General features: G+C 71.0%; 21 protein-coding genes. 10 read left to right on the top strand and 11 right to left on the bottom strand.

Annotated features, from left to right (window positions below; all coding sequences use genetic code 11):
* The first annotated feature begins 15 nt into the window (after nucleotides 1-15).
* From ACGFI7_RS11315 to ACGFI7_RS11325, 3 genes are all read left to right on the top strand, one after another.
* Nucleotides 16-1701, top strand: a complete 1686-nt coding sequence (locus ACGFI7_RS11315; RefSeq protein WP_393402272.1) for a ribonuclease J — start codon at nucleotides 16-18, stop codon at nucleotides 1699-1701.
* Between the two features lie 291 nt (nucleotides 1702-1992).
* On the top strand, nucleotides 1993-3252 hold the full coding sequence (locus ACGFI7_RS11320; protein ID WP_393402273.1) for a sensor histidine kinase: 1260 nt from the start codon (nucleotides 1993-1995) through the stop codon (nucleotides 3250-3252).
* Nucleotides 3249-3890, top strand: coding sequence for a response regulator (locus ACGFI7_RS11325; RefSeq protein WP_393402276.1), 642 nt, complete (start codon nucleotides 3249-3251; stop codon nucleotides 3888-3890). The genes ACGFI7_RS11320 and ACGFI7_RS11325 overlap by 4 nt, the downstream gene beginning before the upstream one ends.
* A gap of 571 nt (nucleotides 3891-4461) precedes the next feature.
* Here ACGFI7_RS11325 and ACGFI7_RS11330 read toward each other — a convergent pair.
* Nucleotides 4462-5841 carry a hypothetical protein gene (locus ACGFI7_RS11330; RefSeq protein WP_393402278.1) on the bottom strand — a complete coding sequence of 460 codons (1380 nt, stop codon included), beginning with the start codon at nucleotides 5839-5841 and terminating at the stop codon, nucleotides 4462-4464.
* Between the two features lie 202 nt (nucleotides 5842-6043).
* The gene (locus ACGFI7_RS11335; protein ID WP_393402281.1) at nucleotides 6044-7315 is read right to left on the bottom strand and encodes a glucarate dehydratase family protein; all 1272 of its coding nucleotides are present in this window, start codon (nucleotides 7313-7315) and stop codon (nucleotides 6044-6046) included.
* An 89-nt stretch (nucleotides 7316-7404) separates the two neighbouring features.
* Here ACGFI7_RS11335 and ACGFI7_RS11340 point away from each other — a divergent pair, with 89 nt between their 5' ends.
* On the top strand, nucleotides 7405-8862 hold the full coding sequence (locus ACGFI7_RS11340; RefSeq protein WP_393402283.1) for an aldehyde dehydrogenase (NADP(+)): 1458 nt from the start codon (nucleotides 7405-7407) through the stop codon (nucleotides 8860-8862).
* Between the two features lie 48 nt (nucleotides 8863-8910).
* Here the strand turns inward: ACGFI7_RS11340 and ACGFI7_RS11345 are convergent, their stop codons facing one another.
* The 5 genes from ACGFI7_RS11345 to ACGFI7_RS11365 all read right to left on the bottom strand — a co-directional run bounded on the left by ACGFI7_RS11345 (nucleotide 8911) and on the right by ACGFI7_RS11365 (nucleotide 13756).
* Nucleotides 8911-9816 (bottom strand): 5-dehydro-4-deoxyglucarate dehydratase, encoded by a 906-nt coding sequence (locus ACGFI7_RS11345; protein WP_393402286.1) that lies wholly within the window; start codon nucleotides 9814-9816, stop codon nucleotides 8911-8913.
* 12 nt (nucleotides 9817-9828) lie between these two features.
* The gene (locus tag ACGFI7_RS11350) at nucleotides 9829-10590 is read right to left on the bottom strand and encodes an IclR family transcriptional regulator (protein ID WP_393402289.1); all 762 of its coding nucleotides are present in this window, start codon (nucleotides 10588-10590) and stop codon (nucleotides 9829-9831) included.
* A 69-nt stretch (nucleotides 10591-10659) separates the two neighbouring features.
* Nucleotides 10660-11523: a carbohydrate ABC transporter permease gene (locus tag ACGFI7_RS11355; protein WP_393402291.1), complete on the bottom strand. Its 864-nt coding sequence runs from the start codon at nucleotides 11521-11523 to the stop codon at nucleotides 10660-10662.
* On the bottom strand, nucleotides 11520-12446 hold the full coding sequence (locus tag ACGFI7_RS11360) for a carbohydrate ABC transporter permease (RefSeq protein ID WP_393402294.1): 927 nt from the start codon (nucleotides 12444-12446) through the stop codon (nucleotides 11520-11522). The genes ACGFI7_RS11355 and ACGFI7_RS11360 overlap by 4 nt, the downstream gene beginning before the upstream one ends.
* Nucleotides 12443-13756: an extracellular solute-binding protein gene (locus tag ACGFI7_RS11365; protein ID WP_393402296.1), complete on the bottom strand. Its 1314-nt coding sequence runs from the start codon at nucleotides 13754-13756 to the stop codon at nucleotides 12443-12445. Before ACGFI7_RS11365 ends, ACGFI7_RS11360 begins: the two co-directional genes overlap by 4 nt.
* A 133-nt stretch (nucleotides 13757-13889) precedes the next feature.
* Here ACGFI7_RS11365 and ACGFI7_RS11370 point away from each other — a divergent pair, with 133 nt between their 5' ends.
* From ACGFI7_RS11370 to ACGFI7_RS11395, 6 genes are all read left to right on the top strand, one after another.
* Nucleotides 13890-14684, top strand: coding sequence for an NAD-dependent epimerase/dehydratase family protein (locus ACGFI7_RS11370; RefSeq protein WP_393402298.1), 795 nt, complete (start codon nucleotides 13890-13892; stop codon nucleotides 14682-14684).
* A gap of 286 nt (nucleotides 14685-14970) precedes the next feature.
* Nucleotides 14971-15960, top strand: a complete 990-nt coding sequence (locus tag ACGFI7_RS11375; protein ID WP_393402301.1) for a carbohydrate ABC transporter permease — start codon at nucleotides 14971-14973, stop codon at nucleotides 15958-15960.
* Nucleotides 15944-16813, top strand: a complete 870-nt coding sequence (locus ACGFI7_RS11380) for a carbohydrate ABC transporter permease (protein ID WP_393402304.1) — start codon at nucleotides 15944-15946, stop codon at nucleotides 16811-16813. The genes ACGFI7_RS11375 and ACGFI7_RS11380 overlap by 17 nt, the downstream gene beginning before the upstream one ends.
* A gap of 41 nt (nucleotides 16814-16854) precedes the next feature.
* Entirely contained in the window at nucleotides 16855-18141 is a 1287-nt protein-coding gene (locus tag ACGFI7_RS11385; protein ID WP_393402307.1) for an ABC transporter substrate-binding protein, read from the top strand.
* A gap of 66 nt (nucleotides 18142-18207) precedes the next feature.
* The gene (locus ACGFI7_RS11390; protein ID WP_393402310.1) at nucleotides 18208-19512 is read left to right on the top strand and encodes a Gfo/Idh/MocA family protein; all 1305 of its coding nucleotides are present in this window, start codon (nucleotides 18208-18210) and stop codon (nucleotides 19510-19512) included.
* Entirely contained in the window at nucleotides 19509-20600 is a 1092-nt protein-coding gene (locus tag ACGFI7_RS11395) for a hypothetical protein (RefSeq protein ID WP_393402313.1), read from the top strand. Before ACGFI7_RS11390 ends, ACGFI7_RS11395 begins: the two co-directional genes overlap by 4 nt.
* A gap of 41 nt (nucleotides 20601-20641) precedes the next feature.
* On the opposite strand, the gene ACGFI7_RS11400 is transcribed toward ACGFI7_RS11395, so the two are convergent.
* From ACGFI7_RS11400 to ACGFI7_RS11415, 4 genes are read right to left on the bottom strand one after another with little or no spacing between them, the layout of a single operon-like run.
* Nucleotides 20642-22525 (bottom strand): DUF6807 family protein, encoded by a 1884-nt coding sequence (locus tag ACGFI7_RS11400; RefSeq protein ID WP_393402315.1) that lies wholly within the window; start codon nucleotides 22523-22525, stop codon nucleotides 20642-20644.
* 1 nt (nucleotide 22526) lies between these two features.
* Nucleotides 22527-23576, bottom strand: coding sequence for a mandelate racemase/muconate lactonizing enzyme family protein (locus ACGFI7_RS11405; protein ID WP_393402317.1), 1050 nt, complete (start codon nucleotides 23574-23576; stop codon nucleotides 22527-22529).
* Nucleotides 23573-24451 (bottom strand): 5-dehydro-4-deoxyglucarate dehydratase, encoded by an 879-nt coding sequence (locus tag ACGFI7_RS11410; RefSeq protein WP_393402319.1) that lies wholly within the window; start codon nucleotides 24449-24451, stop codon nucleotides 23573-23575. The genes ACGFI7_RS11405 and ACGFI7_RS11410 overlap by 4 nt, the downstream gene beginning before the upstream one ends.
* The gene (locus tag ACGFI7_RS11415) at nucleotides 24451-25335 is read right to left on the bottom strand and encodes an NAD-dependent epimerase/dehydratase family protein (RefSeq protein WP_393402322.1); all 885 of its coding nucleotides are present in this window, start codon (nucleotides 25333-25335) and stop codon (nucleotides 24451-24453) included. Before ACGFI7_RS11415 ends, ACGFI7_RS11410 begins: the two co-directional genes overlap by 1 nt.
* Between the last annotated feature and the right edge of the window lie 89 nt (nucleotides 25336-25424).

Genomic DNA, 25424 nt, shown 5'->3' on the forward strand with positions numbered 1-25424 from the left:
CCATGGGGGTCGGGCATGAGCCATCCACATCCTGATCTCGGCCCCCCTCCCGTGCTGCCTGACGGCGGCTTGCGCATCGTCGCGCTGGGCGGGCTGGGCGAGATCGGCCGCAACATGGCGGTCTTCGAATACGACGGCCGCTTGCTGATCGTCGACTGCGGGGTGCTCTTCCCCGAGCCGGAACAGCCGGGCGTCGATCTGATCCTGCCCGACTTCGAGTACATCCGGGACCGGCTCGACCAGATCGAGGCGATCGTCCTGACGCACGCCCACGAGGACCACATCGGGGCGGTGCCTTACCTGCTGCGCGAGCGGCGCGACATCCCCCTCGTCGGCTCCAAGCTGACGCTGGCGCTGATCGAGGCCAAGCTCACCGAACACCGGATCCAGCCGGTGAAGAACCAGGTGATGGAGGGCGAGCGGCGCACCTTCGGGCCGTTCGACTGCGAGTTCCTGGCGGTCAACCACTCCATCCCCGACGCTCTGGCGGTGGCGATCAGGACGCCCGCCGGGATCGTGCTCCACACCGGCGACTTCCGGATGGACCAGTTGCCGAGCGATGGCCGGCTCACCGACCTGGGCGGGTTCGCCCGGCTCGGCAGCGAGGGCGTCGACCTGCTGATGTCCGACTCGACGAACGCCGAAGTGCCGGGATTCGTCACCAGCGAGCGGGAGATCGGCCCGGTCATCGACGAGGTCATCCGTACCTCCGAGCAACGGGTCATCGTGGCGAGCTTCGCCTCGCACGTACACCGCATCCAGCAGGTCATCGACGCGGCGGCCAAGCACGGCCGGAAGGTCGCGCTCGTCGGCCGTTCGATGGTGCGCAACATGGGGGTGGCCCGCGACCTGGGCTACCTCAACGTGCCGCAGGGGCTCGTCGTCGACTCCCGCGACATCGAACAGTGGCCGCCGGAGGACGTGGTGCTGATCTGCACCGGTTCGCAGGGTGAGCCGATGGCCGCGCTGTCGAGGATGGCCAACCGTGACCACCCCATCCGCATCACCGAGGGTGACACGGTTCTGCTCGCCTCCTCGCTGGTGCCGGGCAACGAGACCGCGGTCAACAAGGTGATCAACGGGCTCACCCGGTGGGGCGCCAGGGTCGTGCACAAGGGCAACGCCAAGGTGCACGTCTCCGGCCACGCGGCCGCCGGCGAGCTGCTGTACGTGCTCAACCTGACCCGGCCCTCCAACTTCATGCCGGTGCACGGCGAATGGCGGCACCTGCGGGCGCACGCCAAGCTGGCCGCGCTCACCGGCGTGCCGGAGGACCACATCGTGATCGCGGAGGACGGCGTCGTGGTCGACCTCGTCGACGGCCGCGCGAAGATCGTCGGTGCGGTGCACGCCGGTTACGTGTACGTGGACGGCTCCTCGGTCGGGGAGATCACGGACGTCTCGCTGAAGGATCGCAGGATCCTGGGCGACGAGGGCTTCATCTCCGTCGTCATCGTGGTCGACTCGAGCACGGGCAAGCTCACGGCCGGGCCGGAGATCCACGCGCGCGGCTCGGGCATCGACCCGGCACAGTTCGAGGAGTTCATCCCGCAGATCGAGAAGGCCCTCCAGGAGAAGGCCGCCGACGGGGTGGTCGACATGCAGGAGATCCGCCGTGTGGTGCGCCGCACGGTGGGGCGCTGGGTGAGCGACACGTACCGTCGACGCCCGATGATCATCCCTGTGGTGGTCGAGGTCTGAGCCCCACACCGGTACGGCAGGCCCATCCGCCTGCCGTACCGGAGGCACAGCATCAGGTGTCGCCTGTTGTTTCTTGCGCAACCGCGCCAGGTGTCGGCTGCTGTCCTTGCGGAGCCGCGCCAGGTGTCGGGCTGCTGCAGCGGAGGCACAGCATCAGGTTTCGTGTGCTGTTCTTGCGGAACCGCGCCAGGGTCCGCTCCGGCGGGGCGGACACTCGCCCGCGAGGATGGGCCGTAAAGTCAGACCTGGGTCTGACGTGCGGACACGGGGTCGAGGGCTACCTTCGTTCCCGTGCACGAATCTCACCGCCTCTTCGTGGGGCCGCTGAGCCGCTCGCAGCTGATCACGCTGGATCTGATCGCTGCGGTGAGTTTCTCGCTGATCGCTCTGACGGCGACGGTCACCGTCGCCGGGATCCCGCTGTGGGCGCGGTTCGCCCTTCCGCTGGGGCTGGGGCTGCCTCTGGCCCTGAGGAGGGTGTGGCCGCTGCCGGTCTTTCTCTTCACGGTGGTGCTGGCCGTGGTGGCCGTGCTCAGCGGGGCGCTCAGCGTCGCGTACGTGGCGCCTGCGTACGCGCTCTACCTGGTGGCGGTCACCGAAGACCGGGGCAGTTGGCTGCCCACCTCGACGATCGGGGCGCTCGCCCTGTTGACGGGGGTCGGGCTGATCGCGGTGGGCGGCGTCCCGCAATCGCAGGAGGGCGCCGCGTGGCTGCTGGGCATCGACGAGGCGCTGTTCGGCATCGCCACGCTCGGCGGCGCCTGGACGGTCGGCCGCGCCGTGCGGGAGCGGCGGATGTACGCGGCGCGGCAGGCCGGGCGCCTGGCCGAGCAGGCGGTCGCGGAGGAGCGGCTGCGCATCGCCCGCGAGCTGCACGACGTGGTGACGCACAACGTGGGGCTGATCGCGGTCAAGGCGGGAGTGGCCAACCACGTGCTCGCCACCAAGCCGGAGGAAGCCCACGACGCCCTGCGCGTGATCGAGACCGCGAGCCGCAACGCGCTGGTCGAGATGCGCCACCTTCTGGGGGTGCTGCGCACCTCCGAGACGCCGGCCCGCGGTCCTGCGCCGGGGCTCCGGGGCTTGAATGATCTGGTGGACCAGGCCGGGCAAGCGGGGGTGAACGTCGAACTCGACGTACGGGTCGCGGGGGAGCGCCCTGCGCCGGACACGCGCGTCGTTCCTGGTGAAGGACCGGTGCCGGGCGGGACCGCCGGAGACAAGCTGCCTGAAGGGGTGGAGCTGTCCGTCTATCGGATCGTTCAGGAGGCGCTCACCAACGTGGCCAAGCATGCGGGGCCGGCGCGGTGCCGGGTGTCGGTGGTCGACGACGGGCGGGTGGTGCGGATCGAGGTCAATGACGACGGGCCCGGTCCCCGCGAGCAGCCCGACAGAGAGCCTGGTGCTGGGCTGCCGGGCAAGGGGCCCGGCCATGGGCTGATCGGGATGCGGGAGCGGGTCATGATGTACGGCGGGACGTTCGAGGCGGGCGGAGCCACCGGTCAAGGCTTCCGGGTGTCGGCCAGCCTGCCCTACGGGGGTGATTCATGATCCGCGTGCTCATCGCCGACGATCAGGCACTGCTCAGGGGCAGCTTCCGGGTGCTGGTGGACTCCGAGGACGACCTGGAAGTGGTGGGCGAGGCGTCGACCGGGGCCGAGGCCGTGGCCGTGACGGAGCGGGAACGGCCCGACGTCGTGCTCATGGACGTGCGGATGCCGGAAATGGACGGCATCGAGGCGACGAAGCTCATCGGGAAGGCCTCGCGGGTCCTCATCGTGACCATGTTCGACCTGGACGCGTACGTCTACGACGCGTTGCGGGCCGGGGCGAGCGGGTTCCTGCTCAAGGACACGCCGCCGGCCGACCTGCTCACGGCGATCCGGGTGGTGGCCAAGGGCGAGGCACTGCTGGCCCCGACGGTCACACGGCGGCTGATCGAGGAGTTCGTACGGACGCCTGGGGCACCCCAGATGCCTGGGCTGGAGGGGGTGACCGAGCGGGAACGGGAAGTGCTGACGCTGATCGCCCGTGGGCTGTCCAACATGGAGATCGCCAGACACCTGCAGCTCAGCCTGGCCACGGTCAAGACCCACATCAGCCGCCTCCTGGCCAAGCTCGACGCCCGGGACCGTGCGCAGTTGGTGATCGCGGCTTACGAGAACGGGCTGGTGTCGGCTGTTCGGTGACAGGGGTGTCTTGTCGCTGGAGCTGGTGGCTACCTCGGCGGGGTCGTAGGCGCGTGTCACCTCGCCGGTGGTCGGTGCTGGGATCCGGGCGACGGGCGCACGTCGGCGGGGTCCAACATGTCCATCCAGGTGCCGAAGGTCACCCCACCGTCCTCCCGTGAGGATCTCCATCGACTGCGCGGCCGACGGGCTGGGGGCGGGGATACCGGCTGCGCGAGAGGACACCGGTTCCGCTGGGAAGCTGTGCGCGAGGGGACATCGGTTCCGCCGGGGAAGCGGCTGCGTGAGGGGACATCGGTTCCGTAAGGGAAGCGGGTGCGCGAGGAGGACGGCGGCGCGAGGAGAACGGTTCCGCGTGCGGGATGGCGGTGGGGATGCCGTGGTGTGGTGGCGGGACGTCCCAAGGTGATGCAGCGTCGTGGTGCGGTGGTGGATGAGCGGGAGCGGGAGCGGGAACGGGAACGGGAACGGGAACGGGAACGGGGCGGAGCGGGAGCGGGAACGGGAACGGAGCGGGAGCGGGGCGGAGCGGGGCGGAGCGGGGCGGAGCGGGGCGGTGGGCTTGGGAGGGTTAGGGCGAGGTGAGGGTTAGGGCTCGGGTCATGGCTGCCAGGCGTTGGGGGCTTGCCAGGCCTGCGTGGTACAGGTGGAATTCGGACGCGCCGGCCTTGGCGTAGATGGTGAGGAGTTCGGCCAGAGACTCCGCGTCGGCGGGGCGTGGGGGGAGGGCCAGGACGTAGGCGCCGACCCGCTGGCCGGGGGTGCACAGGTCAGCCAGGCGGGTGAGGCGGGCGGCGTCCGTGGAGGGGTCGCCCCAGCAGTTGCCCACGAGGACGTCGGCGCCCGGGTCGCCGGTGGGGAGGGCGGCGAAGGGGCCGGTGGCCCAGGGGTCGGGGTTCGCGTGCAGGGTGATGGGGGTGTCCGGGGCGGCCTCGCGGGCTGCGGTGATGAGGCGGTGGCGGAGGGAGGCTGAGAGGTCCACGCGGATCCTCCGTACCTCGTCTGCCAAGGGGCCGAGGGCTGCCTCGATGGGGTTGGTGGGGTTGGGGGCTGCGTCCGTTGGGCGGGCGGTGCCGAGGGCTGCCTCGATGGGGTTGGTGGGGTCGGGGGCTGCGTCCGTTGGGTGGGCGGTGCTGAGGGCTGCCTCTGCGGGGTTGGCGGGGGAGTGGGCGTCTGCTCGGGTGGAGCGCGGGGGGCTGGTCGAGGGGTGCGGGCTGGTATGGGCGGCGTGCTCAGGGCTCGCGGGGGCCGCGGGGACCGGGGGCGTCGGGGTGGAGGTTGCGGGGGGCGGCGGGGAGAGGGCTCCGTGGGCGAGGGTGTCCAGGGCGGTGCGGACGAGGGATCGGGTGTCGGTGGGGTAGCGGGGGGTGCAGGAGGCGCAGAAGCAGAGGGACATGAGGTCCGGGTCGTAGTCGGCGCCTGCGGTCTTCTCGTGGACGCTCTGGTGGGTGAAGCCCATGGGGCCGCAGCCTTCCAGGATGAGGCCGTCGGGCTCGGCCACCACTAGGATCTCGCGCACCAGGCGTTCGCAGTACTCGGCGACGTCGGGGGCCGACGGGCAGAGGGCGTACGGGTACGGGTCGCCGAAGGCGTTGCGGACGACGAGGTCCGGGAAGGCGGTGCCGAGGTGGGCGTTGTGGGTGAGGACGGTCCAGGCGTGCACGCGCAGGCCCGCGGCGCGCAGGGCCGACTGGGCGAGGAGGTAGGCGTCGGGGCTGGTCCAGGATGGGGCGGCGGGGGTGAGGCGGCCCCAGGCTTCGGGGCGTACGGGCAGGTAGAAGGCGGAGTGCGGGACGTCGAGGACGCGGTGCGCGGGGTGGTGAGGGGTGGCGGCGCGGGTGGAGTGGTAGGAGGCGGCCAGGGCGACGGTGGTCACGCCGAGGGCGGCGATGCGTTCGGCGGCGGCGGGGTCGCCGACGACGTCCCAGGGGTAGACGTAGGCGACGTTCACGACGGCCGCCTCCTGGAGGTGTGGGTCACGGTCACCTGTGCAGCCTCCTGGGGGTGTGGGTGATGGTCGCGATCGCGGTCTTCTCGGGATGGCTGATGGTCGCGGTCGTGGTCTTCTCGGGGTGGTTGATGGTCGCGGTCGTGGTCCTTTTAGGGCTTGGGTGGCGGTGGCGGTCGCGGTCTTCTCGCGGTGTGGGCGAGGGTCACCAGCGCGGTCTCCTGGCGGTGAAGTCGGGCTGGATGCGGCGCATGTAGGTGGTGTCGTCGCGGGCGGTGACCCCGCAGTTGACGTACTGCTCGTGCATGACCGCCAGCGCGTCGCGGTCCAGTTCGACGCCCAGGCCGACGCCTGCCGGCACGGGGACGGCGCCGGATTCGAAGCGGAGTGCGCCGGGGGCGACCACGTCCTGGCCGTCCTGCCAGGGGGTGTGCGTGTCGCAGGCGTGGGTGAGGTTGGGGGTGGCGGCGGCCAGGTGGGTCATGGCGGCGAGGCTGATGCCGAGGTGGGAGTTGGAGTGCATGGACAGTTCGAGGCCGAAGGTGCCGCAGAGCGCGGCGATCTGCGCCGAGCGTTGCAGGCCGCCCCAGTAGTGGTGGTCCAGCAGCAGCACGCCGATGGCGCGGGTGGCGATGGCCTCGGGCAGGTGTTCGGGGGTGACCACGCACATGTTGGTGGCCAGCGGCATGGGCACTTTGGCCGCTACTTCCGCCATGCCGGAGATGTCGGGTGTGGGGTCTTCCAGATACTCGAGGACGCCCTCCAGCGCCCGGCCCACCCGGACGGACGTGTCGACGGTCCAGGCGGCGTTCGGGTCCAGGCGCAGCGGCACGCCGGGGAACGCCTCGTGCAGCGCCTTGACGGCCTCGATCTCCTCGTCCGGCGGGAACACGCCGCCCTTGAGCTTGATCGAGGTGAAGCCGTGCTCCTTGATGAACAGCGACGCCTGTTCGACCACCCCGGCCGGGTCGAGCGCCTCGCCGAAGCGGTCGGGGTCCGCGTCCGGGTGGCCCGCCCACTTGTAGAAGAGGTAGGCGCTGTACGGGACGGCGTCGCGGACCCGGCCGCCGAGCAGGTCGACCACGGGGACGCCGGCGGCCTTGCCGCGGATGTCCAGGCACGCCACCTCGAACGGGGAGTAGACCCGGTCGATGCTCTTCTCCTTGGTGGCCACGCCGGTCAGCCCGTGCAGATCGCTGACGGCGTCGCCGACGGTGGCCGCGACGCGCGCGTACATCTGGTTGGTGTGATGCACGTCCAGGCCGATCAGCGCCTGCGCGCACTCACGTACCTTGGACAGGTGTACCAGGTCGCCGTACGTCTCGCCGAGACCGGTCAGGCCCTCGTCCGTCACCACCTCGACGATCGTGCGCAGCGCCCAGGGCTCGTGCACTCCGGCGGCGTTCAGCAGGGGCGGATCCTTGAAGGCGACAGGGGTGACGTGGATCTGCCTGATGATCATATGATCGCCGTCCATGTATGTGAACAGGGGCCAGGTTTGTGGACAGAATGCGGCAACTGTAAGAATCGACCTGAGAAGGTGTCAAGACTCCGAAGGGCCATTCGATGATCTACGGATACGACCCCAGGACCGGTGAGCCCGTGGGCGCCGGGGTGCCCGAGACCGACCGCGCCGGGGTCGACTTGGTCGTCTCCGCCGCCGCGGCCGCGGGTCAAGCCTGGCGGGCCGCTCCCGCCGCCGACCGGGCGGCCGCGCTGGAGGCGGTCGCCGACGCGCTCGACGCGCACGTCGACGAGCTGTGGCGGCTCGCCGACCAGGAGACCGCGCTCGGCGAGGTACGGCTGCGCGGCGAGGTGGCCCGGACCAGCGGCCAATTCAGGTTCTTCGCCCAGGTGGTCAGGGACGGCGGCTACCTGGACGCGATCATCGATCACGCCGACCCGCCGCGGCCCGACGTGCGGCGGATGAAGCTCCCGCTGCCCGGCGTGGTGGCGGTCTTCGCGGCCAGCAACTTCCCGTTCGCGTTCTCGGTGGCGGGCGGCGACACCGCCTCCGCCCTGGCCGCCGGCTGCCCGGTCGTGGTCAAGGCGCATCCCGGGCATCCCGGCACCTCCGAGCGGGTGGCCAAGCTGGTACGCGACGCGCTCCCGTACCCCGACCTGCTGGGGCTGGTGCACGGCGTGGACGCCGGCGCGGACCTCGTGCGGCACCCCACCGTGGTCGCGGCCGGGTTCACCGGGTCCGTGGCGGGCGGCAAGGCGATCCAGCGGCTCATCGACGAGCGCGAGGTGCCGATCCCGTTCTACGGCGAGCTCGGCAGCGTCAACCCCGTCGTGGTGCTGCCGTCGGCGTCCGCGCAGCAGGTGGCCACCGGGTTCGCCGCCTCGCTGACCCAGGGCGTGGGGCAGTTCTGCACCAACCCGGGGCTGATGTTCGTGCCCGAGGGCGACGAGCTGCGCAAGGCGCTGGCCGAGGCCGTCGAGGGCACCAGCGGCGGGCCGATGCTGGCCGAGCGGATCCGCGACGGCTACCTGGGCGGCCTGGACCGGCTCGGGCAGCTGGATCTGCTGGCCGCGGGCCGGCCTGCTGAGGGCGGCTGGGCGGTGACGCCGAAGGTGTTCACCACCGATCTCGACACCTTCGCCGAGAAGCTGCCCGGCATCGGCGAGGAGTGCTTCGGGCCGGCCTCCATCGTGGTCACCTATCGGCAGGTCGCCGACCTGCCGCCGGTGCTGGAGCGGCTGGAGGGCTCGCTCACCGCCACCGTGCACGCCGCGAACGCCGACGAGGCGGAGCCGCTGGTCGACGTGCTCGGCCGCAAGGCCGGGCGGCTGATCTGGAACGGCTGGCCGACCGGTGTGGCCGTCACCTGGGCCATGCACCACGGCGGCCCCTGGCCGGCCACGACCACGGCGACCACCTCGGTCGGCGCCACGGCCGTCGACCGGTGGCTGGAGCCCACGGCCTACCAGGACTGGCCGGAGGCGCTGCTGCCTGACGAGCTGAAGGACGACAACCCCCTGGGGATTCCGCGCCGCGTCGACGGCGTCCTCGGACGGTAGGTTCCCGGCGATCCCCGGGAGGGCCGGAACCCTCCCGGGGATCGGTCGTCAGGGGCCGATGATCGCCAGGCCCGCGGCGATGATCTTCTCCAGTTCCGCCACGTGCTCGGGCGCCGGGTCGACCAGTGGGGGGCGGACGCCGCCCACGTCCAGCCCGCGGAGCCGGACGCCCGCCTTGACCAGCGAGACCGCGTACCCGGGCACCTGGTCGCGCAGCTCCACCAGCGGCTTGTAGAAGCCGGTCAGGAGCCGCCGCGTCAGCTCCGCGTCGCCGGAGGTGATCGCCCGGTGGAACGCCAGCGCGATCTCGGGGACGAACGCGAACGCGGCGCTGGAGTAGAGGTCGACCCCGAGCCCCCGGTAGGCGGGCACGGTCAGCTCGGCCGTCGGCAGCCCGTTGAAGAAGGTGAACTCCGGCCCGGCGGTCTCGCGTACGGTCAGGATGATGCGCTGCAGCAGGTCAAGGTCGCCCAGCCCGTCCTTGAACCCGATCACCTCGGGCAGCTGGGCCAGTTCGGCGACGGCGGCGGGGGAGAAGCGGGCGTTGTTGCGCTGGTAGATGATGGCGGGCAGCCCGCCGGCCGCGGCGACTTCGCGCACGTAGCGGACCAGCCCGGCCGGTGGGGCGCTGACGAGGTACGGGGGCATGATGAGCAGGCCGTCGGCGCCGTTGGCGGCGGCGGCGCGGGCCAGGGCCTTGGCTTCGGGGAGGGTGCCGCCCGCGCCGGCGAGGACGGGCACCCGCCCGCCGGTGGCGGCCACGGACGCCCGCACGGCGGCGGTGTAGTCGTCGGGGCCGAGAGCGTTGAACTCACCCGTTCCGCACGCGGTGAACACCCCTCCCGCTCCCGCCGTGACCCCGCTGTCGACGTGCCGGGCGAGCACCTGCTCGGCCACGTCGCCGTCGGGACCGTACGGAGTCACCGGGAAGAACAGAACGCCTTCTAGCCGCATCAACGCCTCCTTCTAGCGGATGCCCTCCCGTCGGAGAGTGGCACCCAGCTTGTGGGTGTGAGTGATCACCGCTTCGATGACCCGCTCGATCCGGTCGGGCGGCAGGTCCGCGGGCATCGAGCAGCTGATCGCGTCCGTGGCCGGGATCCGGTAGTCGACCGGGACGGCGACGCAGGCCACGCCCGAGGTGCCCTGCTCGCGTTCGTAGGCCCAGCCGCGGGTGCGGACCTGGTCCAGCTCGGCGGTCAGCTTGCCCAGGTCGGTGATCGTGTGCTCGGTGATGGCCTGCAACGGGTCGGGGAGCAGGGCCTTGACCTCGTCGTCGGTGAGCTGGGCGATCAGCACCTGGCCGAGCGCCGTCACGTGGGCGGGCAGCCGCCTGCCCACCCGGGGGATGATGTGGTGCGCGTCGCGCGACTCGCGGGTGGCCAGGTAGAGGACGTGCGCCTCGTCCCTGCGGGCGAAGTGGGCGGTCTGTCCCGTCTCCTCCCGGAGGTCCTCCAGGGTGGCCTGGGCGTACGGCAGCGCCGGGTCCTTGTCCAGGTAGGCGGTCCCGGTCAGCAGCGCGTGCGGGCCGATGCCGAAGGCGGACCTGGCGGCGTCGGTCTCCACCCAGTTGAGCTCCACCAGTGTGCGCATCAGCGCGTGCAGGCTGCTGCGCGGGAACCCGGTGCGCTGTTGCAGCTCCGCCAGGGTCAGCGTGTGGGGGGAGGCGGCCAGGGTCTCCAGGATGCGTACGGTCCGCTCGGCGGACTTGACCAACTGCGGCTCCATGCTCGTCCCATCTCGACTGCGACTTCTGGCCGTCAGCATATGGGATGTTGTCCAGATACATGGACGCGGTCACCCCTTCACCGCCCCGCTCGTGAGCCCGCGCATGAACTGGCGCTGGAAGGCGAGGAACGCGATGATCGACGGCAGCAGCGCCAGCAGCGTCGCCGCCAGCAGCACCCCGATGCCCACCTCCTCGTCCGACCGGAGCGAGCGCAGCGCTATGGGCAGCGTCCACATGCTGGATTCCGGCGCCACGATGAGCGGCAGCAGATACTGGTCCCAGATCATGGTGAACCCGAACACCCCGATCACCCCCAGCGCGGGCCGGCAGAGCGGCAGGATGATCGTGAAGAACGTGCGCAGCTCGCCCGCCCCGTCGATGCGGGCGGCCTCCTCCAGCTCGACCGGCACCTCCTTCATGAACTCGGTCATGACCAGGATCGAGAAGCCCCAGGCCCCGACCGGCAGGATCATGCCCGCGTACGTGCCGATGAGGTTGAGGTGCAGCACCGGCATGTCGGCCAGCACCAGGGAGAGCGGGATCGCGATGATCTCCTCGGGCAGCATCATCGTGGCCAGCATGATCAGCATGACCACGCCCATGCCGCGGAACTTCTTGCGCGCCAGCGAGTAGGCGGCGAAGACGCTCACGATCACCTGCAGCAGCAGCCCGAACCCGACCACCACGAACGAGTTGAACAGGTAGTGGTAGACGTTGCGGTCGGCGGCGTGCACGAAGTTGTCGAACGTGAACTCGTCCGGCCACCAGGTGAAGGAGGTCGGGTCGAGCGTCTTGTTGAAGGCGCTGATCAGCAGCCCGACCAGCGGCCCGGTGAACACCACCACCATGCCCGAGTAGAGCAGGATCTTGCCCGCGGTGGCGAACGGGCCGCGCCGCGACTCCAGCCCCAGCGCGCTGTCGAACCTCATCATGCCGACTGCCTCCTGCGCATCAGCTGGACCAGGACGGTCAGCGCCAGCGTGGCCGCGAACAGCACGATCCCGCCCGCGGACGCGATGCCCAGCTCGCCGGTCTGGAAGCCGAGCTTGTAGATGAGCGTCATCAGCACCTCGGACGAGCCGTTCGGCCCGCCGTTGGTGAGCACGTACACCTCGACGAAGACCCGCAGGCCGCGGATGGCCGCGAGCGTGAACAGGATCCAGAACACCGGCCGCAGCGCGGGCAGCGTGATGTGCCGCAGCCGGTGCCAGGTGGACGCCCCGTCCACCGCCGCGGCCTCGTACAGCGTGCGGTCGATGCCGACCAGCCCGGCCAGGAAGATCATCATGTCGTACGGCGCGCCGCGCCAGATGCTCATGCCCATGATCGACAGCAGTGAGGAGTCCTCGTCGGCCAGGAAGGGCTGCGGGGCGACCCCCACCCACCCCAGGATCATGTTGAGGGTGCCGTTGTCGCCGGGGTGGTACATGATCCGCCACACCTCGGCGACCGCCGCCATGGTGACCACGACCGGCAGGAAGGCCGCGGTCCTGACGAACCAGAGATACCGCGCCGGCCCCTCGATGAGCAGCGCCAGGCCGAGCCCGAACAGCAGGGAGCCGGCCGTGGTGCCGAGCGCCAGCACCAGGCTGTGCCAGATCGCCGAGCGGAAGGCGTCGTCGCTGAGGATGGTCGCGTAGTTGTCCAGCCCGACCCAGGTGCTGTCGATGTAGCGGATCTCCTGAAAGCTCATCGTCAGCCCGGTGAACATCGGGATGAACTTGAAGTACAGGAAGAGCAGCAGGGCGGGCGCGAGGAAGGCCCAGGCGATCAGCGGCCCCCGCCAGCGCGCCCGTCTGGGCGCCTGGCGAGGGGCCGCCGCCCGCGGCGGCGCCGTGGTCAGCGTCGGGGTCATGATGCCTTTTGGCTCTGCAGTTCCTGGGTCAGCTTGGTGTTGAGCGCGTCCATCTCGGCCTTGACGTCCTTGGCGCAGTCGGCCCAGACGGTGTTGATCGAGTCGGCGGACGTCTGCCGGATCGGCGCCCAGTTCGGCACCGGATGGGCGTAGACGGCGTCGGCGTAGGCGTCCTGGAACACCTTCCAGCGCGGGTCCTGGCGTTCGGCGGCCAGGTCCACCTCGGAGTTGACCGGCAGGCGGACGATGGCGCCGTTGGCGTCCTTGTTCATGCCGATCCGCTGGCCCTCGGCGGAGATGGCGAACTCGGCGAACTTCTTCTGGCCGTCGGTGTTCTTCGATCCGGCCATCAGGTAGACGTTCTCGCCCTCGCCCAGCGTGCCGGGGCCGCCGGACGGGCCCTTGGGCACCGGGTACACCTCGATCTTGTCGGTGCCGATGCTCTCCACGAACCGGGCCAGCACGTACGGGCCGGTCAGGTAGATGCCGCCCTGGCCCTTCTCGAACACCTCGTGGGTGACCGTGGTGTCGTTGCTGACCGCGCCCGGGTTGACGGTCTTGGCGTCGCAGAACTGGTCCTGCAGGTACTGGACCGCCTCGACGGTCTTGGGGTCGCTCACGGCGGAGGTGAACGCGCCGGTGCCGGCCGGGGTGACGAAGTCGCCGCCGTTGCCGTAGATGAAGGAGGAGGCGTACCACGAGGCGTAGCCGCGCTTGGTGCCGCCGGGGATGACGAAGCCGGAGGTGTCCTTCTGGCCGTTGCCGTCGGGGTCCTTCTCGGTGAAGGCCTTGGCCAGCGCGGTGAGGTCCTCCCAGGTCTGCGGCACTTCCATGCCGACCTTCTCGCGCCAGTCCTTGCGGGCGATGATGGCGAAGGCCTGGGCGGAGAACGGCGCGGCCCAGGTCTTGCCGTCACTGGCGGTGGCGGCCTTCCAGGCGAGGTCGGAGACCTTGTCGCCGCCGGCGAGCGAGGCCTTGTCGACCTCGGTGAGCCAGCCCTGGGTCTGCATGTTGCCGATCTGGGCGGTGTCGTTGATCACGATGTCGGGCAGGTCGCGCTGCGCCGCCTGCTGTTGCAGCTTGGTCTCGAAGTCGTCGAAGAGCGCGACCACCTTGGTCTGGACGCCGCTGGCCTTGGTGAACGCCTCTGCCAGCCGCTGCGCCGTCTTGGCGGACTCGGAATCGGGCGCCTGCCTGATCCAGATCTCCAGCGCATCGTCCGTGTTGGAGCTTGTTCCCCCGGAGCCGCAGCCTGTCAGCGTAACGGCCAGGGTCGTCACCAGCGCGACCCCGAGCAGACGACGTGACATAAGACCGCCTCCTGTTCACATATGTGACAAGTGTCGTAGATGTGGGCGAGTCCTGAGAAAAGTAACCAGTGACACACATCACGGTCAATATTCAAGAATGTGAATCTGGGCCAGCTTCTTGTACAACGGGGGAATGCGCATACTCATGACCGGCGCCGCAGGGAAAGTCGGCACGCTGCTCCGTCCCCGCCTCGCCCGTGAGGGCCGGACGCTGCGCCTGTCGGACCTGACGCCGCTCGAAACCGGGCCCGGCGAGGAACTGGCCGTGGCCGACCTCGCCGACGAAACGGCCATGGCCGCCGCGATGCGGGACGTGGACGCGGTGCTCCACCTCGGCGGGCAGAGCCGCGAGCACCCGTGGGCCGACGTCGTGCGGGCCAACATGGACGGCACCTACGTGCTGATGGAGGCCGCCCGCGCGGCCGGGGTCGGACACGTGGTGCTGATGAGCAGCCACCACGCCGCCGGCTTCCACACCCGGCCGCCGTCCGGCGGGGAGCTCGCCGACTACGCCTTCCCGCGCCCCGACACGTACTACGGCGTGAGCAAGCTCGTCATGGAGGGCCTGGGCAGCCTCTATCACGACAGGTTCGGCATGCACGTGACCGCCATCAGGCTCGGCACCTGCAACGAGCGCTCCGCCGACACCCGCGGCCTGGCCACCTGGATCTCGCCGGACGACCTGGCCCGGCTGGTCGAGGCCGCGCTCACGGCCACCGGCTTCCACGTCGTGTGGGGCGTCTCCGACAACGCCCGCCGCTGGTGGTCGCTGAAGGAGGCGCAGGCCATCGGGTACGAGTCGCGCGACAGTTCCGAGTCGTACGCCGCCGAGATCATCGCCGAGCAGGGCGAGCCCGACCTGAGCGATCCGGTGCACGACCGGGTCGGCGGGATCTTCACCATGAAGGAGCTCGGCGGGGCCTGGTGACCGTTCCTGCTCGATAGCCGCTCCGACCGATCAGGTCAGGGCGGCTTTCGGCATGCTCGGACTCTGTCGCCCTCGTGTGCAACCGGTTGTAGTCAGCATGGCTGAGCGCCAAAATGTTACGAACGCGTATCTGTGCTTCTACTAGCTCTGATCTGCAGAAATATGGTTATCGATATATCGGTAACGGCTTTGTAACACCTGCAAAGGGTTGACGAAACTTTTCGTGTCCTTATAGGAATGCGCTATCCGATCCCGCCGTGCCGGGCTGGGCCTGGAAGAGGGATGTATGTCCGAATCAATCTCTGTCACCCCGGAGCGACCCCCCGCCGTCGCCCCGCCGGCGGCCGCGCGCCCGCCCGGGCGACGCCGACGGACCCGTTATGCGAACGTTCACCGGCGGCGGGAGGCCCGTACCGCCTACGTCTTCCTCGCGCCCTGGTTCATCGGGCTGTTCCTGGTCACCGTCGGGCCGATCCTGGCCTCGCTGTACCTGTCGTTCACCGACTACAGCCTCCTGGAGGAGGCCAAGTGGGTCGGCTGGGACAACTACCAGGAGATGTTCTTCGAGGACACCCGGTTCATCCAGTCGCTCAAGGTCACCACGATCTACGTGGTCGTGTCGGTGCCGCTGCAGCTCGCCTTCGCGCTGGCGCTCGCCCTCGCGCTGGACCGGGGCCTGCGCGGGCTGTCGTTCTACCGCTCGATCTACTACCTGCCCTCACTCCTGGGCGGCAGCGTGGCCATCGCCATCCTGTGGCGGAAGATCTTCGGCACCGACGGCCTGGTCAACGCCGTGCTCGCGATCTTCGGTATCGAGGGGCCCGGCTGGGTGTCCGACCCGGACACCGCGCTCGGCACGCTGATCCTGCTGCACGTGTGGACGTTCGGCGCGCCCATGGTGATCTTCCTGGCGGGGCTCAGGCAGATCCCGCAGAGCTACTACGAGGCGGCCGCGGTCGACGGGGCCAGCAAGCTGCGGCAGTTCCGCTCGATCACCCTGCCGCTGCTCACGCCGATCATCTTCTTCAACCTGGTGCTCGAAGTGATCAAGTCCTTCCAGTCGTTCACGCAGTCGTTCATCGTCAGCGGCGGCAGCGGAGGACCGGTCGACTCCACGCTCTTCTACACGCTCTACCTCTACCTGAAGGGCTTCAAGAGTTACGAGATGGGCTACGCGGCCGCCATGGCCTGGGTCCTTCTGCTCATCATCGCCGGACTGACCGGTGTGAACTTCCTCGCGTCGAAGTATTGGGTCTTCTATGGCGACACGAAGTAAGCAGGTGCCGCTCCTGTTCCGCCCGGTGCCACGGGGCGGCCGCCTGCTCAAGCACCTGCTGCTGATCGGCTTCGGCCTGGTCATGCTCTATCCGCTGCTGTGGATGATCTCCAGCTCGCTGAAGCCGGAGGGCCTCATCTTCCGGGAGCCGGGCCTGTGGCCGAGCGCGATCACGCTGGACAACTACGGCGAGGGCTGGACGGCTCTCAAGCACACCTTCGGCTACTACCTGTGGAACTCGGCTGTCATCACGGCCCTGTCCGTGCTGGCCAACCTGGTCGCCTGCTCGCTGGCCGCCTACGCGTTCGCCAGGCTGAACTTCCCGCTGAAGAAGATGTGGTTCGCGATCATGCTCGGCACGATCATGCTGCCGTACCACGTGACCGTCGTGCCGCAGTACATCGTCTTCGCCAACCTGGACTGGATCAACACGATCTGGCCGCTGGTGGTGCCCAAGTTCCTGGCCACGGACGCGTTCTTCATCTTCCTGATGGTGCAGTTCATCCGGACGCTGCCGCGGGAGCTGGACGAGGCGGCCGCGATCGACGGCGCCGGCTACTGGCGGATCTTCCTGCAGGTCATCCTGCCGCTGTGCATGCCCGCGCTGGCGACGACCGGCATCTTCACCTTCATCTGGACGTGGAACGACTTCTTCAGCCAGAACCTGTACCTCACCAACTCCGACAACCTCACGGTCGCCGTCGCGCTCCGGCAGTTCCTGGACTCCAGCGGCGAGTCGTCCTGGGGCCCGATGTTCGCGATGTCGATCGTGTCGCTCGGGCCGATCTTCGGATTCTTCCTGGCGGGGCAGAAGTATCTGATCCGCGGCGTGGCGACCACTGGCCTGAAGTAGTTCCTCTTCACCCCCTGTAACCCCCAAGAGGAGGTAGAGCTGTGAATCTCAGCTCTCGTAAGACGATGGTGGCCGCCGCGCTCTCCGCGGCCATGCTGACCGCGACCGCCTGCGGCAGCGGCGACGGCGGTGGCGGTGATGCCGGCGGCGACGGCGGCAAGGTGAAGATCACCTTCGCCTACTGGGGCAGCGACGCCCGGCAGAAGCTGACCGAGCAGGCCATCCAGAAGTTCGAGGAGAAGAACCCGGCGATCGACGTCGAGGGCGACTTCTCCAACTGGGACAGCTACTACGAGAAGCTCGCCACCAAGGTCGCCGCCAACGACGCGCCGGACGTGCTGAGCATCGAGATCCGGGGTCTGAGCGAGTACGCCGGCCGCGGCGCGCTGATGGACCTGGCGGGCAAGCTGCCCACCGCCGACCTCGACCAGCAGGTGTTGTCCAGCGGGCAGATCGACGGCAAGCAGTTCGCCATCCCGACCGGCGTCAACGCCTTCTCCATGGTCGCCAACCCGGCGGCGCTGGAGAAGGCCAAGAAGGAGCTGCCGGACGACACCGGCTGGACCTGGGACCAGTGGGTCTCGCTGGCCCAGGAGATCTCGGCCACCGGCGCCACGACCGGCGCCGAGTACAACTTCAACCCGGCGTGGCTGCAGATCTACGCGGCCCAGCGCGGCGAGAAGTTCTACGACGGCACCAAGATCGGCATGTCGGTCGACACGCTGAAGTCCTGGTGGGGCATCCACCAGAAGCTCATCGAGACCAAGGGCTCGCCCGACGCCGCCAAGAGCGCCGAGATCGGCGCCACCGGACCCGAGCAGTCGCTCCTCGGCACCAACGAGGGCGCGATGGGCATGTGGTGGAGCAACCAGCTCAACGCGCTGAGCAAGTCCTCCGAGCAGGAGATGACCCTGCTGCGGATGCCCAAGGTGGAGGGCGCCACGACCAGCGGCATGTTCCTGCAGCCCGCCATGTTCTACGCCGCCTCCGCCAAGACCGAGCGCTCGGCCGAGGCCGGCAAGTTCATCGACTTCCTGGTCAACGACCCCGACGCGGCCGGCATCCTGCTGAGCGACCGCGGCCTGCCCACCAACGCCAAGGTGCTGGCCGCCGTCAAGGAGAAGCTGCCGCCCGCCGACCAGAAGACCCTGGAGTTCATCGACGAGGTCAAGAGCGAGCTGAGCCCGATCGAGGCCCCGCCGAAGGGCGCCCTGGAGATGGAGGACATCCTCAAGCGCGCCAGCGAGGAGGTCGTGTTCGGCCGGGCGACCCCGGACGCCGCCGCGGAGAAGTTCCTCCAGGAGGCGAACGCCGCCATCGCCGGCTGACCAGCCGGCACCCGGCCGGGGGCGCCCCGCCCCCGGCCGTCACCGCCACTCGGGGAGAGAGAGCACGTGAGCACCAGGTACGCCTTCGTCGGTCTCGGGCACCGCGCGCAGATGTACGTCGACGCGCTGCTGGGCGACTGGCGGGACACCGGGACCATCGTCGGCCTGTGCGACGTCAACACCACGCGCATGGCCTACTACACCGAACGGATCGGCCACCCGGTGCCGTGCTTCGCGCCGGAGGAGTACGGCAAGATGCTGGAGCTGGCCGACGCCGTGGTCGTGTGCACGGTCGACGCCACCCACGCCCGCTACGTCGTCGCCGCACTCGACGCCGGGCTCGACGTCGTCGTGGAGAAGCCGCTCACCGTCGACGCCGAGAGCTGCGCCGCCATCGCCGAGGCGGCCGAGCGCAATCCCGGCAAGCTGGTCGTCACCTTCAACTACCGCTACTCGCCGCGCAACTCGGCGGTGAAGAAGCTGATCAGCGAGGGCGCCGTCGGCGAGATCACCTCCGTGCACTTCGAGTGGGCGCTCGACACCATCCACGGCGCCGACTACTTCCGCCGCTGGCACCGCGAGCGGGCCAACTCCGGCGGCCTGCTCGTGCACAAGTCCACCCACCACTTCGACCTGGTCAACTGGTGGCTGGGCGCGGCGCCCGAGCTCGTCTTCGCCCAGACCGACCTGCGCTTCTACGGCCAGGCCCGGCCGCGCGGGCCACGACCGGAGCGCGGCCAGGGGGCTCCGGGGCTGGGCAGCGATCCGTACATCCTCGACATCTCCAAGGACGAGCGGCTCAAGCGGCTCTACCTGGACGCCGAGCACGAGGACGGCTACATCCGCGACCAGGACGTGTTCGCGCCCGGGGTGACGATCGACGACACCATGGCGGTGCTCGTCCGCTACGCGAACCGGGCGATGCTCACCTACTCGCTGACCGCGCACGCGCCGTTCGAGGGGTACCGGGTGGCGTTCAACGGCACCGAGGGCCGGATCGAGCTGGAGGTGTGCGAGCGGGCCTGGACCCCGCCGCACGCCGCCGTCGACCCGAGCGCGGCGAGCAAGGAGCACGCCACGGGCTCCTGGGAGCGGCTCGTCCTGCACCGTCACTGGCAGGAGCCGGAACAGGTGCCGATCGAGCAGGGCGGCGGCGGGCACGGCGGCGGGCACGGAGGCGGGCACGGCGGCGGTGACCGGCTGCTGCTGGACGACGTCTTCCGCGGCCCCGGCGAGGACCCGCTCGCCCGCCCCGCGGGTTACCGCGACGGCATCCGCAGCGTGCTGGTCGGCGTCGCGGCCAACCGTTCCGCCGACACCGGGCTGCCTGTCCGCCTCGTGGACGAGGGCACCCGCCTCGCCGAGACGTGACGCGGCACCTGGGGGAGTTCGCGGGGCTGGCCGGTGTGGCCGGGAGGCAGTGGGAGCTGTTCCCGGACGCGCCGGCCGGGCCGGAGCTGCGCGCCCGCGCGCGTGAGGCCATCGGGACGCTCGACCTGACGGCCGCCGACGTCCGGGTGGAGCGCGCCTGGACGGCGGACGGGCTGGACGGAGAGGAGCTGTCCTGGGACGTCGGCTTCGGCCCGCGTACCCGTGCCTACCTGCTCAGGCCGCGGGGCCATCGGGGGACGCTCCCCGGCGTGGTGGCCCTGCACTGCCACGCGGGCATGAAGTGGGCCGGCAAGGAGAAGATCGCCGACGGTCCCGGGCCGCCCTCCCCGGAGGTGCGGCGGCTGCGCGGCCGGTTGTACGGCGGCCGCGCCTTCGCCTCCGAGCTGGCCCGGCGCGGCTTCGCGGTGCTGGCGCACGACGTGACCGGCTGGGGGAGCCGCCGCTTCCCGCTGGAGGACATGCCGGAACGGGTGACGGATCTGGCCACGGACCCGGACCTGTCGGAGGCCGACCGCTACGACGTGGCCGCCGGTCACCACGAGCACGTGCTGGAGAAGTACTGCAGGCTGCTGGGCACCTCGTTCGCGGGCGTCGTGGCGGGGGAGGACCTGGCCGCGGCGGCCTGCCTGCGCGCCCTGCCCGGCGTCGGGCCGGTCGGCTGCCTCGGCCTGTCGGGCGGCGGGCTGCGGGCGGCGCTGCTGGGGGCCTTCGACCCCGGCGTCGCGGCGGTCGCGGTCGCCGCGATGACGTCGTCCTACGGCGACCTGCTCGACGGGTACGTCGCCGCGCACACCTGGCTGCTCTTCCCGCCGGGCCTGTCGCGGGTGTGCGACTGGCCCGCGCTGGTCGCCGCCGGTGCGCCGCGGCCGCTGCTGGTGCAGTACGCGAGCGCGGACGAGCTGTTCCCCGGCCGGGGGATGCGCCGGGCGCACGAGGCCATCGCCCGGCGCTACCCCGGCGGCGGCTACGAGGGGGTGTTCTTCGACGCCGGGCACGTCTTCGACGTGCCGATGCAGGAGCGGGCCTTCGGCTGGCTGGCCGCGCACCTGCGTGCGGAGACCCGCTGAAGCCCGGCGCGGCACCGCCGGGCTTCAGCGGCCCCCGCCCTTCAGCGACCCGCGGCCAACTCGGCCGCCTCCTCGCGGGACAGGCGCCCGTCGACCACCACGACCGACACCCTCCGGTCGAGCCGGTCGCCGAACGACAGCGGCGTGTCCCACGCCAGCGCGGTGCCGACGCCCGGATACTCGGCCACCCGGACGAACCACGGGTCGCTGTCCTGCGCGAACAGCAGCGTCCACGCCTCCGACGACAGCGCCAGCCACGGCGCCCGCGAGCCGTGCACCCGCTCCTCGCCCTCGGCCGCCGCGGTGAACACCCGCAGCCCTGGCGCCCCCGCCGGGGCGCGCCAGAAGAACCCGCCGTAACCGGCGCCCGCCCGCCCCTTCGTGGCCGAGCTGCGCACCGTCAGCGGCGCCCCGGTCAGGTTGTGCAGGGTGAAGCCGAACTCCAGGACCCACCCGCGGGCCGCCGGCCGGGCCCGCACCGTCCGCTCCTCGCGCACCAGGGGATCTTCCCCCGGCCGCAGCCACTGCAGCGTCTCGGTGAACCCCGAGGCGGCGCGCTCGGTGAAGGCCAGGTGCCGCTGGACGCCGTGGTCGTCCAGCCAGGTCGGGCCCCGGTCGCGGACGTACGTGCGCCCGCCCCAGAAGTTGCGCCCGCCGAGGTCCGTCACCGCGACCCCGGCCCCGAGGTGGTGCGGATGGTCGTCGGGCCGGACCTCGGTCACCACGGCGCCGCCGAGCGTGCGCACCGGGTGCAGGTAGGGGCGGGGCGCGGCGGTCAGCGGCAGGTCGGGGCGGGTCACGTACTCGGCGACGGGCGAACCCGACACCACGAGCGGCGTCGCCCAGCCGTGCCCCAGCTCGGAGAAGAGCGCCAGCTCCGACGCGCACCGGTCCACCACGGACGCGATGCCCGGCAGCACCCGGCCCTCGCCGGACAGGTCCTGGTGGTCGTCGGCGATCGGCAGCGGGTCGGGCGCGACCCTGATCGCCTCCATCACCTCCATGAACCCCCCCGTGCGGTGGATCGGCACCAGCAGCGGCACGCCGGACCGTACGTGCTCGACCAGGTTGAGCAGCAGGTCGGTGCGGCCGTAGCGACGCACCGGCCCGTCGTCGACCTGGACCTCGTCCATCGTGTAGACGAACCGGACGCGCCCCCGCTCGCCGTGCACGAGCACGTACGGCTCGTCGCGCTCGGCCGCGCAGAGCGTGACCGCGGCCACCAGCGGGACGCCCCCGGCGAGCGTGACCCTGACGGCGGAGGTGTCGTCGGACTCGATCGCGTTGGCGTGGAACAGCTCGGTCTCCACCGAGGCGACCGCGCCGCGCTCGTCGGCCCCGGCCACGGCCAGCGCGGTGGCCAGCGCGTGCGCGAAGGGGTTGGTCAGCGCGCCGTCGACCACGTCCACCCCGTCGAGCACCCGCTTGCCCGCCCATGGGCTGCGGGTGAAGTAGGCGGCCGGGCGCGGCCACGAGCCGCCCACGCCGATGCCGGTGACCCGGCCGATCGCGCCGCTCGCGATCAGCTCGCGCACCGCGGGCAGCGCCGCCGAGCCGAGGCTCTGGAAGCCGACCTGGCAGGCCAGCCCGGCCTTGGCGGCGGCCCGCTCCATCCGGTCGAAGTCCGCAAGCGTGGCCGCCGTCGGCTTCTCCACCAGCACGTGCGCCCCCGCCTCCAGCGCGGCCAGGGCCAGGTCGGCGTGGGTCGGGATGGGCGTGGCCAAAATCGCGATCTCGGCGCCGGTCCGCTCGATCAGGCCGGGCAGGTCATCGGAGATCTCCGGCGAGCCGAGGCCCGCCAGGCTCTCCGGCGGGACCGGCCGCACGTCGCAGACCCCGGCCAGCTCGACCTGCCCGGTGAGCCGGCGCAGCCGGTCGAGGTAGTGGGAGCCGAAGCCCTGGGCTCCGGCCAGCACGACACGCATGTCACCTCCAGCGGAGGCCGAGGCCCCGGTGCTCGCCGGCGCGCAGCTCCGCGCCGTCCATCCGGACAGGGTACGGCTCCGCGAGCAGCCCCAGGGCGGCGAACGAGGCGTCCTCGACGTCCTCGGCCATGGACGGCAGCGGCAGCGTCAGCGCGAGCTGCCCCGACAGGTCCGGCAGCAGGTGCGGGTAGACCGGCACGTCGAAGGCGCGGGCCAGCTCCGCGATGCGCAGGAACGGGGTGATGCCGCCGACCCGGACCACGTTCGGCTGCACCACGTCGCAGGCCCCGGCGGTCAGCAGGTCACGGAAGCCGTAGACGGTGTAGACGTTCTCGCCGACCGCGATCGGCACGTCCACCGACCGGCGCAGCTCCACGTGCGCCACCACGTCGTCGGCCGGCACCGGCTCCTCCAGCCAGTGCAGCCCGTACGGGGCGAGCGCGTCGACGGCGCGCCGGGCCCGGTGCAGGTCCCAGCGCTGGTTGGCGTCCACCATCAGGAGCGTGTCGGGACCGATCACCTCGCGGACGGCGGCCACCCGGGCCACGTCCTCGCGCAGGTCGGGCCGGCCCACCTTGATCTTGACGGCGGGCAGGCCGGCGGCCTTCCACCGGCCGGCCTGCGCCACCAGCTCGTCCAGCGGGTAGTGCAGATTCACCCCGCTCCCGTACACCGGGACGGAGTCCCTGCGCCGGCCCAGCACGTCGACCAGTCCGCGGTCGCCGCAGCGCAGGTCCCACAGCGCCAGGTCGACCCCGGCCAGCGCGATCGTGGTGATCCCGCCGGGCCCGGCCTCGCGCAGGTGCCGCCAGAGCCGGTCCCACACCACCTCCGGGTGCGGGTCCAGGCCGATCAGCGCGTCGCGGACGTCGTGCTCCAGCAGCGCGCGCACCGCGTGCGCGCCGATCTGAGGCGTCCAGGAGAACCCGGTGCCCACCCGCCCGTCGGCGAGCGTGACCTCGACGACCAGGACGTGGTTGGCGGGCACGTCGGGCCCCCACGGGCGGCGCAGCGCGACCGAGCGCGGGGTGACCGTGAGGTCGCGGATCATGGCGTGCCGATCAGCGAGCGCCCGTGCTTGATCAGCGACTCCAGCTCGGCCACGTCCTCCGGCGCGGCGTCGACCAGCGGCGGCCGGACCGGGCCCACGTCCAGCCCGCCCAGCCGCACCCCGGCCTTGACCAGCGCGACCGCGTACCCGGGCACCTTCGAGCGCAGCCGGACGAGCGGCTCGTAGAACTCGGTGAGCAGCCGGTGGTCGCCCTTCAGGTACGCGGTCGCGATCTCGGGCGCGAAGGCGAAGACCGCCGAGGAGTACAGCTCGACGCCGATCCCCCGGTAGGCCCCCATGGTCAGCTCGGCCGTCGGCAGGCCGTTGAAGAACGTGAAACTGTCGCCCACCTCCCTGCGCACGGCCAGCACCGAGCGCTGGATGAGGTCGATGTCGCCGAGGCCGTCCTTCAGCCCGACCACGCCCGGCACCCGGGCCAGCTCGACCACCTGCTCGGGGGTGAGCACCACCGAGTCGCGCTGGTAGATGATGACCGGCAGGATCTCCGCGATCGCCCGCACGTACGCGACGAACCCCTCGGACGTGCCCTTGGCCAGGTAGGGCGGCATCAGCAGCAGCCCGTCGGCGCCCGCCTCACGCGCGGCCCCGGCCTGCGCCAGCGCGGCGCCGAGCGGCCCGCCCGCGCCGGCGAACACCGGCGCCCGGCCGCGCGCCGTCCGCACCGCGACCCGGACGACGGCGGCGTGCTCGGCCTCCGACAGGGCGGGGAACTCGCCCGTGCCGCAGGCCGCGAACACCCCGCCGGGGCCGTGGTCCAGCCCTCGCCCGATGTGCTCGGCCAGCACCTCCTCGGCCAGGTCTCCGGCGGCGGTGAAGGGGGTGATGGGGAAGAAGAGGACTCCGGTGAGGTTCATCAGATCTCCAGTTCGGTACGCCAGCTGCGCTTGGCGGTCCAGCCGAGCAGGCGGGCGGCCTTGGCCGAGGTGAAGGCGGGAAGACTGTCGGTGAGCACGTGGGCCTGCCCGCCCGTGCCGGGCATGACGGCGGGAAGCAGTTCCGCGAGCGGGCGGCGGGCCAGCGCGTCGGCGGCGCCGGCGAAGAAGATCTCGCCGCTGGGCAGGCCGGGCAGCCGCTCGACGAGGGTGCCGATCATGTCGGAGGCGTCCCTGGCGTCGATGTAGTTGAACAGGGAGACGCCGGCGATCTCGGGCCGGTCCAGGCGTTCGAGGATGGTGTGGCCCGACTGCGTGGGCGCTCCGGCCCACTCCTCGGGCGCCACCACGAAGCACGGCCGCACCGCCGCGAACCGCGTCTCGGAGCTGCGCGCGAACGCCGCCATGGTCTGCTCGGCCACCACCTTGGACAGGCTGTAGGCGTTCCACGGGGCCGTCGGGTGCTCCTCGTCGATCGGCAGGTAGCTCGGCAACCAGCCGGACGGCGACCCGTACCCGATCACCGTCGGGCTGCTGGCCACCACCACCCGGCCCACGCCGGAGTTGCTCGCGGCCTCGCACACGTTGAACGCCAGCTGCGTGTTGGTGCGGAAGATCACCCCCTCGGTGCGGCTGAACGGGGTCGCGATCGCCGCGAGGTGGACCACCACGTCGGGGCGGAAACGCGTCATCACGTCGTACGCCTCGCCCAGGTCGGTGAGGTCGGCCGGGAGGGTGGCCGCCGCGTCGTCCGGGGTGCCTGCGGTGACGTCGACGCCGATCACTTCATGACCTGCCTGCGCCAGCGAGGTGACCAGGCTTCGCCCGAGCCTTCCGGCGCTGCCTGTCACCAATGTTCGTGTCATCGCTCGTTCACCCTTCCGCAGGGATCGTCTACCGCAACCGGTTGCAAAAAGTATTGAGGTGCCGTCGGGAGAACGTCAAGCCGCCCCAT

Origin of the sequence: Nonomuraea sp. NPDC048826, from assembly GCF_043198225.1 — a bacterium.
Classification (GTDB): Bacteria; Actinomycetota; Actinomycetes; order Streptosporangiales; family Streptosporangiaceae; genus Nonomuraea.

Excerpts from the sequence above, each read along its gene's own strand:
- ACGFI7_RS11315 (WP_393402272.1), top strand. The coding sequence starts at position 16 with ATGAGCCATCCACATCCTGATCTCGGCCCCCCTCCCGTGCTGCCTGAC.
- ACGFI7_RS11325 (WP_393402276.1), top strand. The coding sequence starts at position 3,249 with ATGATCCGCGTGCTCATCGCCGACGATCAGGCACTGCTCAGGGGCAGC.
- ACGFI7_RS11335 (WP_393402281.1), bottom strand. The coding sequence starts at position 7,315 with ATGGACGGCGATCATATGATCATCAGGCAGATCCACGTCACCCCTGTC.
- ACGFI7_RS11340 (WP_393402283.1), top strand. The coding sequence starts at position 7,405 with ATGATCTACGGATACGACCCCAGGACCGGTGAGCCCGTGGGCGCCGGG.
- ACGFI7_RS11345 (WP_393402286.1), bottom strand. The coding sequence starts at position 9,816 with ATGCGGCTAGAAGGCGTTCTGTTCTTCCCGGTGACTCCGTACGGTCCC.
- ACGFI7_RS11350 (WP_393402289.1), bottom strand. The coding sequence starts at position 10,590 with ATGGAGCCGCAGTTGGTCAAGTCCGCCGAGCGGACCGTACGCATCCTG.
- ACGFI7_RS11355 (WP_393402291.1), bottom strand. The coding sequence starts at position 11,523 with ATGATGAGGTTCGACAGCGCGCTGGGGCTGGAGTCGCGGCGCGGCCCG.
- ACGFI7_RS11360 (WP_393402294.1), bottom strand. The coding sequence starts at position 12,446 with ATGACCCCGACGCTGACCACGGCGCCGCCGCGGGCGGCGGCCCCTCGC.
- ACGFI7_RS11365 (WP_393402296.1), bottom strand. The coding sequence starts at position 13,756 with ATGTCACGTCGTCTGCTCGGGGTCGCGCTGGTGACGACCCTGGCCGTT.
- ACGFI7_RS11370 (WP_393402298.1), top strand. The coding sequence starts at position 13,890 with ATGCGCATACTCATGACCGGCGCCGCAGGGAAAGTCGGCACGCTGCTC.
- ACGFI7_RS11375 (WP_393402301.1), top strand. The coding sequence starts at position 14,971 with ATGTCCGAATCAATCTCTGTCACCCCGGAGCGACCCCCCGCCGTCGCC.
- ACGFI7_RS11380 (WP_393402304.1), top strand. The coding sequence starts at position 15,944 with ATGGCGACACGAAGTAAGCAGGTGCCGCTCCTGTTCCGCCCGGTGCCA.
- ACGFI7_RS11400 (WP_393402315.1), bottom strand. The coding sequence starts at position 22,525 with ATGCGTGTCGTGCTGGCCGGAGCCCAGGGCTTCGGCTCCCACTACCTC.
- ACGFI7_RS11405 (WP_393402317.1), bottom strand. The coding sequence starts at position 23,576 with ATGATCCGCGACCTCACGGTCACCCCGCGCTCGGTCGCGCTGCGCCGC.
- ACGFI7_RS11410 (WP_393402319.1), bottom strand. The coding sequence starts at position 24,451 with ATGAACCTCACCGGAGTCCTCTTCTTCCCCATCACCCCCTTCACCGCC.
- ACGFI7_RS11415 (WP_393402322.1), bottom strand. The coding sequence starts at position 25,335 with ATGACACGAACATTGGTGACAGGCAGCGCCGGAAGGCTCGGGCGAAGC.